The organism is Isoptericola sp. NPDC019693 (assembly GCF_044389085.1).
In the GTDB taxonomy this organism is placed as follows: Bacteria; Actinomycetota; Actinomycetes; order Actinomycetales; family Cellulomonadaceae; genus Isoptericola.
This window is the reverse complement of record NZ_JBIRXP010000008.1, coordinates 127,758-143,959: the sequence shown is the minus strand read 5'-3', so window position 1 is coordinate 143,959 and position 16,202 is coordinate 127,758. Positions and strand designations below refer to the sequence as shown.

The 16,202-nt window shown below is 74.8% G+C and carries 16 protein-coding genes; 6 read left to right on the top strand and 10 right to left on the bottom strand.

Annotated features, from left to right (window positions below; genetic code table 11):
* Positions 1-124: 124 nt before the first annotated feature.
* Complete coding sequence (locus ACH436_RS19990; RefSeq protein WP_430561950.1) at positions 125-1,183, bottom strand: hypothetical protein; 1,059 nt, start codon at positions 1,181-1,183, stop codon at positions 125-127.
* Positions 1,184-1,316: 133 nt separating this feature from the next.
* Here ACH436_RS19990 and ACH436_RS19985 point away from each other — a divergent pair, with 133 nt between their 5' ends.
* Both ACH436_RS19985 and ACH436_RS19980 read left to right on the top strand, forming a co-directional pair.
* Positions 1,317-1,811: an ester cyclase gene (locus ACH436_RS19985; protein WP_430561949.1), complete on the top strand. Its 495-nt coding sequence runs from the start codon at positions 1,317-1,319 to the stop codon at positions 1,809-1,811.
* Positions 1,812-1,840: 29 nt separating this feature from the next.
* A complete protein-coding gene (locus tag ACH436_RS19980; RefSeq protein ID WP_430561948.1) occupies positions 1,841-2,653 on the top strand; it encodes a TrmH family RNA methyltransferase in 813 nt (270 codons plus the stop codon).
* Positions 2,654-2,669: 16 nt separating this feature from the next.
* Here ACH436_RS19980 and mnmA read toward each other — a convergent pair whose 3' ends face one another.
* From mnmA to glp, 6 genes are all read right to left on the bottom strand, one after another.
* Positions 2,670-3,794, bottom strand: coding sequence for a tRNA 2-thiouridine(34) synthase MnmA (mnmA, locus tag ACH436_RS19975; RefSeq protein ID WP_430561947.1), 1,125 nt, complete (start codon positions 3,792-3,794; stop codon positions 2,670-2,672).
* Complete coding sequence (locus tag ACH436_RS19970) at positions 3,791-4,972, bottom strand: cysteine desulfurase family protein (RefSeq protein WP_430561983.1); 1,182 nt, start codon at positions 4,970-4,972, stop codon at positions 3,791-3,793. Before ACH436_RS19970 ends, mnmA begins: the two co-directional genes overlap by 4 nt.
* Positions 4,973-5,196: 224 nt before the next feature.
* A complete protein-coding gene (locus ACH436_RS19965) occupies positions 5,197-7,437 on the bottom strand; it encodes a PhoX family protein (protein WP_430561946.1) in 2,241 nt (746 codons plus the stop codon).
* A gap of 153 nt (positions 7,438-7,590) precedes the next feature.
* A complete protein-coding gene (locus ACH436_RS19960) occupies positions 7,591-8,625 on the bottom strand; it encodes a molybdenum cofactor biosynthesis protein MoaE (protein WP_430561945.1) in 1,035 nt (344 codons plus the stop codon).
* The gene (gene moaC / locus ACH436_RS19955) at positions 8,622-9,155 is read right to left on the bottom strand and encodes a cyclic pyranopterin monophosphate synthase MoaC (RefSeq protein ID WP_430561944.1); all 534 of its coding nucleotides are present in this window, start codon (positions 9,153-9,155) and stop codon (positions 8,622-8,624) included. The genes ACH436_RS19960 and moaC overlap by 4 nt, the downstream gene beginning before the upstream one ends.
* Positions 9,152-10,441: a gephyrin-like molybdotransferase Glp gene (glp, locus tag ACH436_RS19950; protein WP_430561943.1), complete on the bottom strand. Its 1,290-nt coding sequence runs from the start codon at positions 10,439-10,441 to the stop codon at positions 9,152-9,154. The genes moaC and glp overlap by 4 nt, the downstream gene beginning before the upstream one ends.
* Positions 10,442-10,609: 168 nt before the next feature.
* Between glp and ACH436_RS19945 the strand changes: the two genes are divergently transcribed.
* Genes ACH436_RS19945 through ACH436_RS19930 form a run of 4 tightly spaced genes read left to right on the top strand, consistent with a single transcriptional unit; the run spans position 10,610 to position 13,612 of the window.
* The gene (locus tag ACH436_RS19945) at positions 10,610-11,005 is read left to right on the top strand and encodes a molybdopterin-binding protein (protein WP_430561942.1); all 396 of its coding nucleotides are present in this window, start codon (positions 10,610-10,612) and stop codon (positions 11,003-11,005) included.
* Positions 11,002-11,757, top strand: a complete 756-nt coding sequence (gene modA / locus ACH436_RS19940) for a molybdate ABC transporter substrate-binding protein (protein ID WP_430561941.1) — start codon at positions 11,002-11,004, stop codon at positions 11,755-11,757. Before ACH436_RS19945 ends, modA begins: the two co-directional genes overlap by 4 nt.
* Positions 11,754-12,563, top strand: coding sequence for an ABC transporter permease (locus tag ACH436_RS19935; protein WP_430561982.1), 810 nt, complete (start codon positions 11,754-11,756; stop codon positions 12,561-12,563). Before modA ends, ACH436_RS19935 begins: the two co-directional genes overlap by 4 nt.
* Positions 12,560-13,612 carry a sulfate/molybdate ABC transporter ATP-binding protein gene (locus tag ACH436_RS19930; RefSeq protein ID WP_430561940.1) on the top strand — a complete coding sequence of 351 codons (1,053 nt, stop codon included), beginning with the start codon at positions 12,560-12,562 and terminating at the stop codon, positions 13,610-13,612. Before ACH436_RS19935 ends, ACH436_RS19930 begins: the two co-directional genes overlap by 4 nt.
* 34 nt (positions 13,613-13,646) lie before the next feature.
* Here the strand turns inward: ACH436_RS19930 and ACH436_RS19925 are convergent, their stop codons facing one another.
* From ACH436_RS19925 to ACH436_RS19915, 3 genes are read right to left on the bottom strand one after another with little or no spacing between them, the layout of a single operon-like run.
* On the bottom strand, positions 13,647-13,895 hold the full coding sequence (locus ACH436_RS19925) for a hypothetical protein (RefSeq protein ID WP_430561939.1): 249 nt from the start codon (positions 13,893-13,895) through the stop codon (positions 13,647-13,649).
* Positions 13,896-13,917: 22 nt separating this feature from the next.
* Positions 13,918-14,268 (bottom strand): hypothetical protein, encoded by a 351-nt coding sequence (locus ACH436_RS19920; protein ID WP_430561938.1) that lies wholly within the window; start codon positions 14,266-14,268, stop codon positions 13,918-13,920.
* A gap of 20 nt (positions 14,269-14,288) precedes the next feature.
* The gene (locus ACH436_RS19915) at positions 14,289-16,076 is read right to left on the bottom strand and encodes a polymorphic toxin type 30 domain-containing protein (RefSeq protein ID WP_430561937.1); all 1,788 of its coding nucleotides are present in this window, start codon (positions 16,074-16,076) and stop codon (positions 14,289-14,291) included.
* Between the last annotated feature and the right edge of the window lie 126 nt (positions 16,077-16,202).

Sequence of the window (16,202 nt, the reverse complement as noted above, 5' to 3'; positions counted from 1 at the left end):
TACGCAGTCGCGGGGGGCCTCCGGGAGCACGCGCCGCGCCTCGGCGAGATCTTCGCGGATCGGTCCCACGACCGTCCCGGGTTCGTCCCGCTCAAGGCGGGCTCAGGGCGGGCTCGGGGCGGGCTCAGTCCCCCGCCCGTTCCGCGAGCGCCTCCGCCACCCGCCCGAGGTTGGCGAGCTCCGCGCGGTGCGTGTCGGCGTCGGCGAGGTCCCGGCGCGGCGCGGCGAGCAGCGTGACGTCCGCCAGCCCGGACGCGGGCAGCCCGATGCGGCGCCACGGCTCGGCGACCAGGCGCACGAGCTCGCCGAGCTGCGGCCCGGAGCACTGCGAGACGGTGGCGGGCGGCAGCCCGGCCCACAGGCCCATGCCCCGCTCGGTGGCGCGGGCGAGCAGCTCCCAGGCGCGTTCGTTCCAGCCGGGTGCTCCGCCCGCACTGCCCGCACCGCCGACGTCCGCCAGGTCCAGCCCGACGGCGTCCGCCCCGGCGAGGGCGACGGGTGGCACCCCCACCCACGTGGCGCCGAGGTGCACGACGACGCGTGCGCCGGCGTCGTGCGCGGCGTCGATCACGGGCCGCAGCCCCTCGACGACATCGGGCCCGGGCACCGCCCGCAGGCGGGAGTAGCCGGAGAAGCTGGCCAGCACGCCGGCGTGCACCTGCCCGAGCAGGGGCTCGGTGAGCTGCACGACCGGCGTCGCGCCGGGAACCTGCACGCGCAGGTCCGCCAGGTGCGCGCGCACGGCCTCGGCGAGCGCGAGCGACAGGTCGTGGCGCGCGCCGCCGTCGGCCAGGACGCGGTCGCCACGCGCCGACCAGAGCTGCGCGGCGAGGGTCCACGGCCCCGTGAGCTCGACGGCGACGGGGCCCTCGTGCCCGACGGCCGCCACCGCCAGGGCGGACAGGTCCTCCCGCAGCAGGGCCTCGGCGCGACGCACGTCGGCGCCCGGGTGGTCGGTGAGCTTCCAGCCGTGCGGGCCGAGCTCGACCGGCATCTCGGCCAGCAGCGACGCCGTCCGCCCGACGGCGTCCGCCCCGGGCCCGCGCCCGGTGAGCTGGACCAGGAACGGCACCGCGTCGACGCCGGTGGGCAGCGACGCCAGGTCGTCCAGCACGGTCTGCTGCGCCACGAGCTCGTCGCGCGGGCCGCCGGGCCACGGGCCGTGCCCGGAGACCGCCGTCACGCCCGGCTCCCGTGCCCGGTGGGTCCGTCCGCGAAGTTCACCACGTGTGTCACCTCTCCCACCGCGTCACGACGCGACGGCTCGCTGCTCTCGAAGGGTAGGAGCACGGTAACGGTCCGACGAAGGAGTCCCGATGTCCGTCATCCTCGACCAGGCGCCCGCGGCACCCGCGGGCCGGGTCATCACGCCGCCGCCCGGGCCACCCGCGGGCGGGTCGCGGCCGGTGCTGTCCACCCCGCGCGCGGTCGCGACGCGCGTCCACGCGAACGCGATGCCCTCGGGCGCCGAGGCGGTGCTGCGGAGGCAGCTCGCGCCGGGCTTCCGCAACCACGACGTCCTGCCGGGCTGCGCGGGTGGCCCCGACGCGCTCGTGGCCACCATGCACTGGTTCCACGACGCGTTCGACGAGCAGCGGGTCGAGGTGCTGCACGCCGTCACCGAGGGCGACCTGGTGGCCCTGCACGTCGCGTTCAGCGCGCTGCACTCGGGGTTCTTCCTCGGCGTCGCGCCGTCGCACCGGCGCTTCACCGTGCGCGAGATGCACCTGGTGCGGGTGGCCGACGGGCTCGAGGCCGAGCACTGGGTGATGCGCGACCAGGTGTGGTGGGAGCACGAGCTGCGCCGCTGACCCGGCTCCGCGCGTGGGAGACTGCGCCCATGCGGATCACCGTGCGCAACGCCCGTTTCCAGCAGCTGCAGACGTTGCTCACCAACCGCACCAAGCGGGGCCGCGCCGGGGAGTTCCTGGTGCAGGGCGTGCGCCCGATCACGATGGCGGTCGAGCACGGCTGGCAGGTGCGCGCGCTGCTGCACGAGACGGACCGCCGGCTGTCGTCGTGGGCCCAGGAGGTGCTGCAGTCCACGGGCGCCGAGACGATCGCGATGTCCTCCGACCTGCTCGCCGAGCTCTCCGGGAAGGACGAGGGCGCCAGCGAGCTGCTGGCGGTCGTCGCGATGCCGGCCGACGACCTGGCCCGCATCCCCGTGGGGCCGGCGTTCCTGGGCGTCGTCTTCGACCGGCCCACCCAGCCGGGCAACATCGGCGCCGTGGTGCGGTCGGCCGACGCGTTCGGCGCCGACGGGCTGGTCGTCACCGGCCACGCCGCCGACCCCTACGACCCGAAGTCCGTGCGCGCCACGACCGGCTCCCTGTTCGCGCTCCCCGTGGTCCGGGCCGCCTCGCACGGCGAGGTCCTGGACTGGGTGGGCGCGCGCCGCGACGCGGGGACGCCGGTCACTGTCGTCGCGACCGACGAGGACGGCGACGCCGCACCCGCCGACGTCGACCTCACCGGCCCGGTGCTGCTCGCCGTCGGCAACGAGACGGCGGGGCTGTCGAAGGGGTGGCGCGAGGCGGCGGACGTCACCGTCGCCATCCCCATGGCGGGCTCCGCCAGCTCCCTCAACGCCTCGAACGCGGCGTCGATCGTGCTCTACGAGGCGCACCGGCAGCGGCTCGCGCGGGGCTGAGCCGCTGGGCGCGACGTCAGGCGCGCCAGGCCCGCGCGACGGTCCCCTGGCCGAGCACCCGGGTGCCGCGGTACACGACCAGCGACTGGCCGGCGGCGACCCCGCGCAGCGCACGGCCCGTGAGCTCTACCTCCATCGCCGGGACGCCGTCCGCCGTCGTCGAGCGGACGCGGGCGGGCACGGGGGCGCCGTGGGCACGGACCTGTACCTCGACGTCGTCGATCCACACGCCGTCGGCACGCTCGTGGGGGGCGGCGAGCCACACGGCCTTCCCGGCCCCGATCCGGTCCACGCTCAGCAGCTCGGCCGGGCCCACCACGACGGTGTTGGTCGACGTCTGCACGTCCACCACGTACCGCGCGCGCCCGTCGGCGGCGGGGCGGCCGAGCCCCAGCCCCTTGCGCTGGCCGACAGTGAACGCGTACGCGCCGTCGTGCTCGCCGACGACGGTGCCGTCGGTGTCGACGACCTCCCCGGGGCGCGAGCCGAGCCGGTCGCGCAGGAAGCCGCGGGTGTCGCCGTCGGCCACGAAGCAGATGTCGTAGGAGTCCGGCTTGGCGCTCACGGACAGCCCGCGCCGCTCCGCCTCCGCCCGGACCTCCGCCTTGGAGGCGAAGCCGCCGAGCGGGAACATCGAGCGCGCCAGCCGGTCCGGGCCCATGACGGCCAGCACGTACGACTGGTCCTTCTCGTCGTTGGGCGAACGGTGCAGCTCGCGGACCACGGTCCCGTCGGGCGCCTCACGCGTGACGACCTGCGCGTAGTGCCCTGTCGCGACGGCGTCGAAGCCGAGCGCGGTGGCCTTGTCGAGCAGGGCCTCGAACTTGATGTGCTCGTTGCAGCGCACGCACGGGTTCGGGGTGCGGCCTGCCTCGTACTCGGACAGGAAGTCGGCGACGACGGTCTCCTCGAACCGCTCGGAGAGGTCCCAGACGTAGTACGGGATGCCGAGGACGTCCGCGGCCCGGCGCGCGTCGCCGGCGTCCTCGATGGAGCAGCAGCCGCGCGAGCCCGTGCGGAACTGGTCGCGGTTGCGGCTCAGTGCCATGTGCACCCCGACGACGTCGTGGCCGGCCTCGACCGCGAGCGCCGCGGCGACGGCGGAGTCGACGCCGCCCGACATGGCGGCCAGCACCCTCATGCCGCACCCCCGGCCCGGGCCGGCGCGGAGACGAGCCCGGCCGCGCGCGCCCGCTCGACCACCTGCGGCAGCGCGGCGACGAGGCGCGCGACGTCGTCCTCGGTCGATGTCGCGCCGAGGGAGAAGCGCAGCGCGCCGCGGGCCTCGAGCTCAGGCACGCCCATCGCGAGGAGCACGTGCGAGGGCTGCGGCACGCCCGCCTGGCAGGCCGACCCGGTGGAGGCCTGCACGCCGGCGGAGTCCAGCAGGTAGAGCAGGGAGTCGCCCTCCGCGCCGGGGAAGGTGAAGTGCGCGTTGCCGGGCAGCCGCGCGGCCGCGCCCTCGGCGGACGTCGGGTCGGGTCCGCGCAGCACCGCCTCCGGTGCGGCGGCGCGCACGTCGGCCACGAGCCGGTCGCGCAGGGCGCCCAGGGCCGCGGCACGCTCGGGCCACGCGGCGACGGTCTCGGCCAGCGCGACGGCGAACGACCGGATCCCGGGCACGTCCAGCGTGCCGGAGCGCACGCCGCGCTCCTGCCCGCCGCCGTGCAGCACCGCCTCGAGCGGCAGGTCGCGGCGGGCGAGCAGCGCGCCGACGCCGAGCGGGCCGCCCAGCTTGTGCGCCGTGACCGTCATGGCGTCCACGCCCGAGGCCGCGAAGTCGACCTCGACCTGGCCCACCGCCTGGACCGCGTCGGTGTGCACGGGGACGCCGTGCTGGTGCGCCAGCCGGACGACGTCGCGCACCGGCTGCAGCGTGCCGACCTCGTTGTTGGCCCACATGACCGACACGAGGGCGACCTCGTCGCCGTGCTCCGTGAGCTCGGCCCTCAGGGCCGCGAGGTCGAGGCGCCCGTCGCCGTCCACGGGCAGCAGCACGATCTCCGCGCCCGCGTGCCCCGCCAGCCAGAACGCCGGGTCGAGCACAGCGTGGTGCTCGACGGCGGACACCAGCACCCGGGTGCGGCGCGGGTCCGTGCGGCGCCGCCCCCAGAAGATGCCCTTGATGGCCAGATTGTCGGACTCCGTGCCGCCGCCGGTGAAGATCACCTCGCTGGGGCGGGCGCCCAGCGAGGCGGCGACGGACTCGCGCGACTCCTCGACCGCCCGCCGCGCCGCGCGTCCGGCGGAGTGCAGCGAGCTCGCGTTGCCGGTGCGGCCGGCCTCGGCCACGTACGCCTCGAGCGCCGCCCGCGACATGGGGGTCGTGGCGGCGTGGTCGAGGTAGGCGCCGGCGGGCGCCTCGGGGGTGGTCACGATCCCCCAGTCTACGAACTGTTCCCCCGGGCCCCGTGAGGTAGTTCCACACACCGCGAGGTAGTCCAGCCCCCGCCGAGGTAGTTCTGCTCCCGCCGAGGTAGTGGTCTGGACCACTACCTCGGCGGGAGCTGAACTACCTCGGCGGGGGCTGGACTACCTCGGCGTCAGCGGTGACGGGGCCACGGGAACGGCCCGGGGCCGTCCCAGCCGTCGTCGCCCCTGCCGTTCCCGTTGCCCTTCCCGTTCCCCCTGCCGTTGCCCTTGCCCGGGTGCTCGCCACGGCCGGCCTTGTAGACCTGCACCGTGGACGGGCGCGGGCCGCGCCAGGCGCCGGCGGGGGCCCGCTCGCCCTCGGCGAGGTAGTCCGGGAAGTAGGAGTTCGGAGCGGCGAAGGTGCCGTCCTCGCCCGGGTGCTGGACGTTGACGTAGACCATCCCGTCGCGCGAGTCGACGATGGGCCCGCACGTCTCGGCGTCGCGCGGCACGGACAGGAACTGCTCCACACGGCCACGCTCGCGCCCGGTGAGCGTGACCTTGAACAGGCCGTCGCACTTCTGGATCGTCGACGGCTGGCCGTCGGTGGAGATCCACAGGTTGCCGTCGGCGTCGAACGCGAGGTTGTCCGGGCAGGAGATCGGCGACACCTTGTCGGCCGGGAACCCCGAGAAGTACGTCGAGCCGTTCACGGCCGGGTCGCCCGCGACGAGGAGCAGGTTCCAGGTGAACGTGGTGGCGGTCTGGTCGCCCCGGTCCTCGATGATCTCGACCAAGTGGCCGTCGCGGTTGGTGGTGCGCGGGTTGGGCTCGGTGGCGCCCTCCTTGCCCGCCTTGCCGCGGTCGGTGTTGTTGGTGCAGGCCACGTAGATGCGGCCCGTGAGCGGGTTGGGCTCCACGTCCTCCGGGCGGTCCATCTTGGTGGCGCCGACGGCGTCCGCCGCGAGGCGGGTGAAGACGAGCACCTCCTCGGTGGTCATGCCGGGCACCTGCGACTCGCCGTCCTTGACCAGCGGGACCCACTCGCCCGTGCCGTCGAAGGCGCCGTCGGACGGGACCGCGCCCGTACCGTCGATCTCCGACGCCGGCGAGTCGCCCGTGAAGCGCGCCACGTACAGGTCGCCCTCGGACAGCAGGGTCTTGTTGTGCCGGCGGGCCCAGCGGCTGCTGCCCTCGCGGAAGCGGTTCTTCGACACGAACTTGTACACGTAGTCGAAGCGCTCGTCGTCGCCCATGTACGCGACGGCGTGGCCGCGCTTCGAGAGGATGACGTTCGCGCCCTCGTGCTTGAAGCGGCCCATCGCGGTGTGCTTCACCGGGGCCTCGTCGGGCTCGTACGGGTCCACCTCGACGATCCAGCCGAAGCGGTGGCTCTCGTACTCGTAGCCCGGGTTGCGGCCGTCGAAGCGCGGGTCGTCGAGCTCCCAGCCGTAGCTGGTGGCCGCGTCCCTGAGGCCGTACCGCGCGTCGCGCGGGTCCTTGCCGTTGACGCGGAAGTTCGCGTTGTAGTTCTCCTCGCCGGAGACGACGGTGCCCCACGGCGTCGTGCCGCCCGCGCAGTTGTTGAGGGTGCCGCGCACGCGGGTGCCGCTCGGGTCCTCGACCGTCTTCATCAGGTACGAGCCCGCGGCCGGGCCGTCCACGCGGAACTCGGTGTCCACGGTGATGCGGCGGTTGTAGCGGCTGATCCGCGAGTACGTCCACGGCGAGCCCTCGCGGTCACGACGCACCTCGACGACCGACAGCCCCCAGGCGGCGCGCTCGATCGCGCGGCGGGTGGCGGCGTCGTACGAGTCGTCGAACATGATGCCGGCGTTGGTGTACTCGTGGTTGCTCACGAGCAGGCCGCGCCGCCCGCGCTTGGTCTTGCCGCCGCGCGGCTGCACGTCGTCGGGGTCGGCCGGGAGGATGTCGAGGTAGTCGACGTTGTAGCCGAACTGCTTGGCCTGCTGCTCCGGCGTCTGGTGCGCGGCGTCGAACGCGCGGCCGCCGGGCAGGATCGGGTCGCCCCACCGGATGATCGGCGACCACTCGTAGCCCTCGGGGACGACGAACGCGTCCACCGCGGCGTCCTGCGGCGCGATGGCGCCGAACGCGAGGCCCTTGCCCGCGCCGTGGCCGCGGCCCGCGGCGGTCGCGGCGCTCGCGCCGGGGGCGCCCGCCACCTGGGCGCCGACGACGACGGTGGCGGCCGCGGCGGCGAGCCCGCCGAGCATGACGCGACGCGACAGCGCGCGCGCCGCGACGTCGCGGAAGTACTCGTTGGCGGACGCGTTGGGCGCGGGGTGCGAGCAGGCGTCGGCGCACTTGAGCCGGCAGGTGACCGGGCTGCGCTTGCCGCGCGCGTAGTGAGGGTCGTGAGGCGTGGCCGCGAGCTCCAGCAGCGGGCGCGACTCGGGGGCGATCGTCATCGGGCACTCCTGAGGATGAGCAGTGTCGGGACAGGGGGTGACCTGCCCGAACGTAGGGAGCACCGATGGCGGGCGGCCGTCGCGACACCGACCCGCAGGTGAACAGCCGGTGACCTGCTGGCGCAGCACGCCGCAGCGGCCTGGGTGACGGGCTCAGCCCAGCGACGCGACCCACTCCGACGTGCCGTCCTCGAAGCCCTGCTCCTTCCAGATCGGCACCTCGGCCTTGAGCTCCTCGACCAGGTCGGACGCGGCGGTGAACGCCGCCTGCCGGTGCCCCGCGGCGACGGCGGCCACCACGGCGACGTCCCCGATCCCCAGGTCTCCGGTGCGGTGCACGACGGCGACGCGCACGCGGTCGCCGGTGGCCGCGTGCGTGCGACGCGCGACCCGTTCCGCGACCGTCCGCAGCACCGCCGCCGCGTCCGGGTGCGCCTCGTAGTGCAGGCGCAGCACCCCGCGCCCGCCGTCGTGGTCGCGCACGTAGCCCGAGAACGTCGCGACCGCGCCGCACGCGTCGTCACGCACCAGCGCCCCGAGCTCCGCGACCAGCGGGTCCAGGGGCGAGTCGACGACGTCGGCGCGCAGCACCACCGCCTCCGGCGCCCCGGCGGGCTCGACCGGCGGCGCGGGGTGGTCGCCGCCGGAGAGCTGGTCGACGGCGTGCTCGAGCACGTCGGCGAGGGCGTCGAGGCCGTCGGTCACGCCGCCGACGGAACCGGGCAGGTTGACCACCAGCGTGCGGCCGGCCACGCCCGCCACGCCGCGCGACAGCGCCGCCGCGGGGACGGCCCGCTTCGCGGGGTCGACCGGCGCGAGCGAGCGCGCGCGGACGAGCTCCGCGATCCCCGGCACCTCGCGGTCCAGGACGGCGCGGGTCGCCTCGGGGGTGCGGTCGCGGGGGCCCAGGCCGGTGCCGCCGCTCGTGACCACGAGGTGCGGCACCTCGTCGGGCGCCGACACGAGCAGCGCCGCGAGCGCCTCGCGGACGGGCTCGCCGTCGGGCACGACGACGGGCGGCGACGTGCGCCAGCCCCGGGCCGCGAACCACGCGACCGCCGCCGGGCCGGAGCGGTCCTCGTACTCCCCCGCCGCCGCGCGGTCCGAGGCGACGACGACGGCGACGCGGCGCTCGGGCCGCCCCCCGCCGTCGTGCCCGTGCCGCGACACGCGCTCGCTCTCGCTCATGCGCCCTCCCCGTCCGTCCCGGAGGCTGTCGCCTCGCGCGTCCAGTCGCCCGACTTCCCGCCCGACTTCGCCACGACCTGCACGTCCGTGAGCACAGCCGCCTTGTCGACGGCCTTGATCATGTCGTACAGCGTCAGCCCGGCCACGGTGACGGCGGTGAGCGCCTCCATCTCCACGCCGGTGCGGCCGGTGGTGCGCACGGTCGCGGTGATCCCCACGGTGCCGGGACCGTCGCCCGCCGGCACGACGTCGATCTCCACGCCGGAGATCGGCAGGGGGTGGCACAGCGGCACGAGGTCGGGGGTGCGCTTGGCGCCCAGGATCCCGGCGACGCGTGCGGTGGCGATCGCCTCCCCCTTCGGCAGGTCGCCCGACGCGATGCGCTCGACGACGTCGGCGCGCGTGCGCAGCACCCCGGTCGCGGTGGCCTCGCGCCTCGTCACGTCCTTGGCCGAGACGTCGACCATGTGCGCCGCGCCGTCGGCGCGGTAGTGGGACAGGCCCTGTGTCGGGTCGGTCGGGTCGGTCAACGGAGCTCCTGGTAGTCGACGAGGTCGCCGGCGTCGAGGTGCGCGACGCCGGGAGGGACGTGCACGAGGACGGTGGCGGCGGCGAGGTGCGTCAGCAGGTGCGAGCCGGGCCCGCCGGTCATGCGCACGCGGCCGTCGGCGTCGAGGGCACCGCGCCGCACCTGGTGCAGCGCGGGCGGCGAGTCCAGCGGCTCGGCGAGCGGTGCCCGGCCGGTGGCCCGGCGGGCCGGCGAGGCCCCCGTCGCGGCGGCGAGCACCGGGCGCAGGAAGAGCTCGAACGAGACGTACGCGCTCACCGGGTTGCCGGGGAACGCGACGAGCGGCACGTCCTGTCCCGACCCGAGGGCGACCGTGCCGAGGCCCTGCGGCCCGCCGGGCTGCACGGCGACGTGGCCGAACCAGGCGCCGGTGAGGGTCTGGCGCACCACCTCGTACGCCCCCGCCGAGACGCCGCCGGTCGTGACGACGAGCGCGACGTCGCCGGGGGCGTCGGCGAGCACGCGGAGCAGCGCGTCGGGCCGGTCGGGCACCACGCGGGTCGTGACGTGGGCGCCCGCCTGCGCCAGCGCCGCCGTGAGGGCGGCACCGTTGGCGTCGTGCACCTGCGCCGGGCCGAGCGGCGCGCCGGCCGGCGCCAGCTCCGAGCCCGTCGAGACGAGCAGCACGTGGGGCGGTGCGGCGACCTCGACGGTCGTGACGCCCGCGGCGACGAGCGCGCCGAGCTGGGGCGCCGCCAGCGGCGCCCCGGCGGGGACCAGCACGTCCCCTGCCGCGACGTCGGAGCCCGCGGTGCGCACGAAGGTGCCCCGGTCGAGGGGGGCGGCGAAGCGGACCGTCGCGGCGGTCTCGGGGACCGGGAACGACGGCGGGTCGGCGTCCTCGATCCTGACGACGGCGTCCGCCCCGGCCGGCACCGGCGCCCCGGTCATCACGGGCGCCGCCGTGCCGGGCTCCAGCGGCGGCGGCAGCGTCCCTGCGGGGACGGGCGCGACGACGGGCAGCACCACCGGGGTCTGCGGCGTCGCCGTCGCGACGTCGGACGCGCGCACCGCGTACCCGTCCATCTGGGAGTTGTCGAAGCCGGGCAGCGCCACGGCCGCGACGGCGTCGCGGGCCAGCACGCGCGGCGAGAGCCCGGCGCCGGCGCCGACCTGCGTCAGCAGCGTCGCGACGTCGACCCGCGCGGACGCCCGCCCGCGCGCCGCGGCCAGGGCGGGCGCCACCAGCTCCGCCACCGCGGCGGCATGGTCGGCCACGGACCGCCGCTGCGTCACGTCGTCATGCACGGGCGCCAGCCTATGTCCCCCGTCGCCCCTGGTTCCCGGCAGAGCTCCACGTCCGCGCTCCCGCCGTCGGGCGTAGGGGTTCACGTCCCCCTCCGGACTCAGGGTGTGCACGACCCACCAGGCGCGACGCCACCCCCATCCCGCAGTTGCGGGTCTATGCTTCCCCTTGTGCCGCACATGCGAGTTTCGGAAGCATCCGTGTACCTCGGCGTCAGCGACGACACCGTGCGCCGGTGGATCGACCGGGGCCTGCTCGGGTCCACCACCGACGCGTCGGGACGCAAGGTCGTGGACGGGTACGAGGTGGCGATGGTGGCGCGCGAGCACGCGACCGTCCCGGCGCTCCCGGGCGGGATGAAGAGCTCGGCGCGCAACCGCTTCGTCGGGCTCGTCACCGACATCCGGAGCGACGAGGTCATGTCGCAGGTCGAGCTGCAGTGCGGGCCGTTCCGCGTCGTGTCGCTCATGAGCACCGAGGCCGTGCGCGACCTCGGGCTCGAGCGCGGCTCCGTGGCGGTGGCGGTCATCAAGTCGACGACGGTCGTGATCGAGGCGGAGGCATGAGGCGGCGTCTCGCCGCCGGGCTGGCGGCGCTCGCCGTCGGGGGGCTCGCGGGCTGCGGCTCCGCGGCGTCCGGGGACGAGGGGACGACGCTGACCGTGTTCGCGGCGGCGTCGCTCCAGGGCTCGTTCGAGGACCTCGCCGAGCAGTTCGAGGCCACGCACGACGGGGTGGACGTGCGGCTGAGCTTCGCCGGGTCGTCGGACCTGGTGGCGCAGATCCAGCAGGGCGCGCCCGCCGACGTCTTCGCCTCCGCCGACACGGCGAACATGGCCAAGCTGACGGCCGACGGCCTCGTGGGCGAGCCGCGTGACTTCGCCACGAACACCCTCGAGATCGCCGTCCCGCCGGGCAACCCCGCGGGCGTCGAGTCCCTCCAGGACCTCGCTGCCCCGGGCATGAAGCTGGTGCTGTGCGCGCCGGCCGTGCCGTGCGGCGCCGCGTCCGCCAAGGTGGCCGACGCCGCGGGCCTCGACCTGAAGCCCGTCAGCGAGGAGCAGAGCGTCACCGACGTGCTCGGCAAGGTGATCGCGGGCGAGGCGGACGCCGGGCTGGTCTACGTCACGGACGTCGCCGCCGCGGGCGACGACGTCGAGGGCATCGCGTTCCCCGAGTCCTCCAGCGCGGTGAACACCTACCCGGTCGCCACGGTCGCCGACACCGACCAGGCCGACCTCGCGCAGCAGTTCGTCGACCTGGTGCTGTCCGACGACGGGCAGCAGACGCTGTCCGGCTTCGGCTTCGCGGCACCCTGACGGTCGTGACCCGCACCGAGACCGCCGTCAGCCTGCCGCGGTGGGCGTTCGTGCCCGCCGCGGTGGGCGGCCTGTTCGTGGTGCTGCCGCTGGTGGCGATGGCCACGCGGGTCGACTGGTCGAGCTACTGGTCGCTGGTCACCAGCGAGTCGGCGCGCGCGGCTCTGGTGCTGAGCCTCCAGACGTCGGCGGCGAGCACGGTGGTATGCCTCGTGCTCGGCGTCCCGATGGCCCTGGTGCTGGCACGGGCCCGCTTCCCCGGCGTCGACCTGCTGCGATCGCTCGTCATGGTGCCGTTGGTGCTGCCGCCCGTGGTGGGCGGCATCGCGCTGCTGTACACGTTCGGGCGACGCGGGCTGCTCGGCGAGACGCTCGAGGTCGCGGGGCTGCAGATCGCGTTCTCCACGACGGCGGTGGTGCTGGCGCAGACGTTCGTCGCGCTGCCGTTCCTCGTGATGAGCCTCGAGGGCGCGCTGCGCACCGCGGGCGCCCGGTACGAGGTCGTGGCGGCGTCGCTCGGCGCCCGCCCGACGACGGTGCTGCGGCGGGTGACCCTCCCCCTCGTGTGGCCGGGCCTGCTGTCGGGGGCGGTGCTGTCCTTCGCCCGCGCGCTCGGGGAGTTCGGCGCGACGATCACCTTCGCGGGCAGCCTGCAGGGCGTCACGCGCACCCTGCCGCTGGAGATCTACCTGCAGCGCGAGACCGACCCCGACGCCGCGGTGGCGCTGTCCCTGCTGCTCGTGGTGGTCGCCGTCCTCGTCATCGTGGCCACCCGGCGGGGGCAGCTCGGCAGGAGCGCCCTGTGACCCTCTCCTTCGCTGCCACGCTGCCCGCCCGCGGGTTCGACGTCGAGCTGGACGTCGCCGAGGGTCGCACCCTCGCGCTGCTCGGCCCGAACGGCGCGGGCAAGTCCACCGCGCTCGGCATCATGGCCGGCACGCTGCACCCGCACCACGGGCACGTCACCCTCGACGGGCGGCCGCTGGTGCGTGCCGAGGGCGGCCGCACCCGCGGCTGGGTGCCGCCGCACGCCCGGCAGGTCGCGCTCCTGGCGCAGGAGCCGCTGCTGTTCCCGCACCTGTCGGTGCGGCAGAACGTCGCCTTCGGGCCGCGCTCCCAGGGCACCCGGCGCCGGGAGGCGGACGTCGCAGCGGGCCGCTGGCTCGACCAGATCGGGCTCGCGCACCTCGCCGACCGCCCGCCGGCGACCCTGTCCGGAGGGCAGGCGCAGCGCGTGGCCGTCGCGCGCGCTCTCGCGGCCGAGCCCCGGTTGCTGCTGCTCGACGAGCCGATGGCCGCCCTGGACGTCGACGTCACCCCCGAGCTGCGGCAGGCGTTGAGACGCCTCCTCGCCGACCAGACCGCGATCATCACCACCCACGACGTGCTCGACGCCCTGCTGCTGGCCGACGAGGTGGCCGTGATCGAGGGCGGGCGCGTCGTCGAGCGCGGCCCGACGGCGCAGGTGCTGAGCCGCCCGCGCAGCGCGTTCGCCGCGAAGATCGCCGGGCTCAACCTGCTCACCGGGTCGTGGACCGGCGACGGCGTCCGCACGTCCGCGGGCGAGGTGGCGCACGGCCACGGCGCCCCCGACGCCCCCATCGGCGCACCCATGACCGCCGTCTTCCGCCCCGCCGCCGTCTCCGTCTACCTCGACGAGCGGCACGGCTCGCCGCGCAACATCTTCCGCGGCACCGTGCGCTCGCTGGAGCCCCGCGGGGACCTGGTGCGCGTGCGCACCGACCACCTCGCCGCCGACGTCACGCCGCAGGCCGCCGCCGAGCTCGCGCTCACGCCCGGCACGTCGGTGTGGCTGTCCGTCAAGGCGGCGGAGGTGGACGTCTACCCGGGGTGACGCCTCGTCCTGAGCCCGCACGCCGAGGGACGGGTCAGGACGGCGACCCGGGCGTCGTGCCGTAAAAGGGCCGGACGACCCGACCGAGCTTGCGCTGGATCGTGCGCAGGAGCCGGATCGTCTCGTCGTCGTCCATGCCGGTCGTCGTGCGCCAGTCCGTCCCGGAGCCGACGAGGTCGCTGGCGTGAGCAGGGCCGCCCCACTCGAACAGCGCTCGGGACAGGAGCGCGATCTCTTGCGGGTCGAGCAGGCTGCTCGGGCGCTCGTCGTGCAGAGTCGTCACGTCAGCGTGCTGTTCCAGCGGTCTACTCCGCCTCGGGCGCGACGGGAAGGTCCTCGCGCAATCCGTCGACGAGGTCGGTGGCCCAGGGAAACGCCCATTCCCGGCTCGAGAGCACTCGACTGATGACGTCCTTGGGGACGAGTCCGTAGCCCGACATCTCGCCTAGCGCGTTGAGCTGCGCTTCCATGGCCGTCTCGTCGTCCTCGAGGGAGAGGGAGACCTCGAGCAGACGAGCAAGAGCTGCGGCCAGTGCGGACGGCATGGTCTCCGAGGTCCATGCCGCGGCCTTCTCCGCCGCGAGCTCGCGACCTCGAGGCAAGGGCGCGGCAAGCTCTGCCGCGAGCTCACGGATGTGCTGCGTTTCAAGAGCCATCGTGGCTTTCTCCTCTATGTTCACGACCACGGGAGCGGGACGTCGCTCGGCCACGGGATGTGGGTCGCGTTGGCCTGTTCCGGGTTGTAGTTGGGGCTGTTCTGGTTGTGAGCCTGCGGGTGGGCGAACTCGCCGTTCTCCATCTCCCATTTGTTGCCGACCCTGTGACGGTAGATGGGGCCCTCAGCGGCGTTCGACCCAGGCGGCGCTGTGCCGTCGGCGTCGTGCGCACGGAAGCGGTGAGTCTTTCCTTCGGCATCGGTCCACTTGAAGTTCACGCCCTTCTGCGCGCCGCCCCCGGCGTGCGGTGCGAACGGAAGCATCTCGGCGTCGTCCGGCACCTTGCGCAATGGGCTCCCTGCGGCAGCCCGCGAAGCGATCACCTCGTCGGGCCAGCCACCGGGGCCGCCGTGCGCGCCGGCGTTGTGGACCAGGACGGGCAGGTCGCCGGCGAGGACGAAGTAGTTGTGGTGGGTCTCGACGTGAAAGTTGTAGACGGCGACGGGGCCGTCGGGGTCATGCTCGTCGCGGTGCTCGACGTCGATCCGGTCCAGCGTCACGGTGCCCGCGCCGCTGGTGGTGTCGCTGGTGACGAGGATGTCGCCGGGCTGCAGGTCCCGGGCCAGGATCCAGCCCATGTTGGCCACCATGAACGGGTGCTCGTCCGTGGTCGTCACGGTGTGCCCGCCGATGGTCAGGTGGTAGAGCGTGGTGGTGGTGCGCACGAACGTCTCGATGACGAGCTGCAGCTCGTCGAGGCCGGTGGCCAGGTCGTGCGCCCAGACCTTGTCCCCGGCCCGGATCTCCTCGATGGGCTTGTCACCATCCACCGTGCGCACCAGGGTGCCCGCGGTGAAGCAGGTGCCGAACCCGACCTTGCACCACGCCTTCTTCGCACCCTGTTTCATGCCCTGTTTGAACGCGGCCTTCGACAGCCCGGTGGCGGCCTTGGCCGCACCGCCCAGCCCGATCACGGACAGGGCGGCGCCGGCGATCGCGATGCCCGCCTCGGCCCACGACCGTTCCCCGGTGGCGGCCAGGGTGATGTTCGCGAGCGCCGACACGATCGCGGCCACGGCCGCGACGACGATCAGCACCCCGGCCAGCGCGGTGCCCACGATCGGGATGAACGCGACCACGATCGCGAGCAGCCCCGCGACCATCGAGACCATGTCGGCGATGTCCGCGATCGCGGCCACCACCTTGGAGCCCCAGTCGTCCCACCAGGAGTCGTTCAGGTCGTCACCGGAGGTGATGTCCTCGATCCGGGAAACCGCGTCGTTCGCGGCCCGGTCCCGGTCCGCGACCGCGGACTCGATGTCGGATCTTGCGGCGGCGACCTGGCCGTTCGCGTCGTCCGCGTTCCCGCCGGCCGCGTCCGCCTGCTGCTGGAACTCCCGCTTCTCCTCGGCGTCCGTGGCGCCGTAGGCCAGGTCCTGGTACCGGTCCCGCGACCCCGCGGCCGAGTCCGCCGCATCCTTGGCCGAGCGGGCCTGCTCCAGGGCGGCCAGCGTCTCGGCCTGCACGCGCTCCAGGGCCTGGGCGTAGTCCACCAGCGCCTCACCCGTGGCCTGATACCGCGAATGGGCCCGCCGGATCTGCGAGACCGTGTCCTCCTTGGTCTCCATCAACGCGTCCACGGCCTGCGAGATCGTGCCCGCCACGTCCAGGCGCGACATCGCCCCCGCCGCGTCGTCGATCGAGCCCGCGACCTCCAGATAGTCCTGACCCCCGGCCAGCACCAGCACCGGATCCCCCGGCGTCGGATCAGCATCCAGCCCCACCGGCGACCAGTCCGCCGGCCTCATGCCGTCGCCACGCTGATGTCCAGCCTCATGTCCAGGTCCCCCCGCAGGTCAGCCACCGGTTCTCACCCTGTCTCGCCCCGAAGAGAGTAGCCAGGGTCACTCCTGATGCACCACGGGCAGAACTGC

What these genes read in the sequence shown, in the direction of transcription:
- ACH436_RS19985 (WP_430561949.1), top strand. Translation starts at nt 1,317, where the DNA reads ATGTCCGTCATCCTCGACCAGGCGCCCGCGGCACCCGCGGGCCGGGTC.
- ACH436_RS19980 (WP_430561948.1), top strand. Translation starts at nt 1,841, where the DNA reads ATGCGGATCACCGTGCGCAACGCCCGTTTCCAGCAGCTGCAGACGTTG.
- mnmA (WP_430561947.1), bottom strand. Translation starts at nt 3,794, where the DNA reads ATGAGGGTGCTGGCCGCCATGTCGGGCGGCGTCGACTCCGCCGTCGCC.
- ACH436_RS19970 (WP_430561983.1), bottom strand. Translation starts at nt 4,972, where the DNA reads ATGTCGCGGGCGGCGCTCGAGGCGTACGTGGCCGAGGCCGGCCGCACC.
- ACH436_RS19965 (WP_430561946.1), bottom strand. Translation starts at nt 7,437, where the DNA reads ATGACGATCGCCCCCGAGTCGCGCCCGCTGCTGGAGCTCGCGGCCACG.
- ACH436_RS19960 (WP_430561945.1), bottom strand. Translation starts at nt 8,625, where the DNA reads ATGAGCGAGAGCGAGCGCGTGTCGCGGCACGGGCACGACGGCGGGGGG.
- modA (WP_430561941.1), top strand. Translation starts at nt 11,002, where the DNA reads ATGAGGCGGCGTCTCGCCGCCGGGCTGGCGGCGCTCGCCGTCGGGGGG.
- ACH436_RS19920 (WP_430561938.1), bottom strand. Translation starts at nt 14,268, where the DNA reads ATGGCTCTTGAAACGCAGCACATCCGTGAGCTCGCGGCAGAGCTTGCC.
- ACH436_RS19915 (WP_430561937.1), bottom strand. Translation starts at nt 16,076, where the DNA reads ATGAGGCCGGCGGACTGGTCGCCGGTGGGGCTGGATGCTGATCCGACG.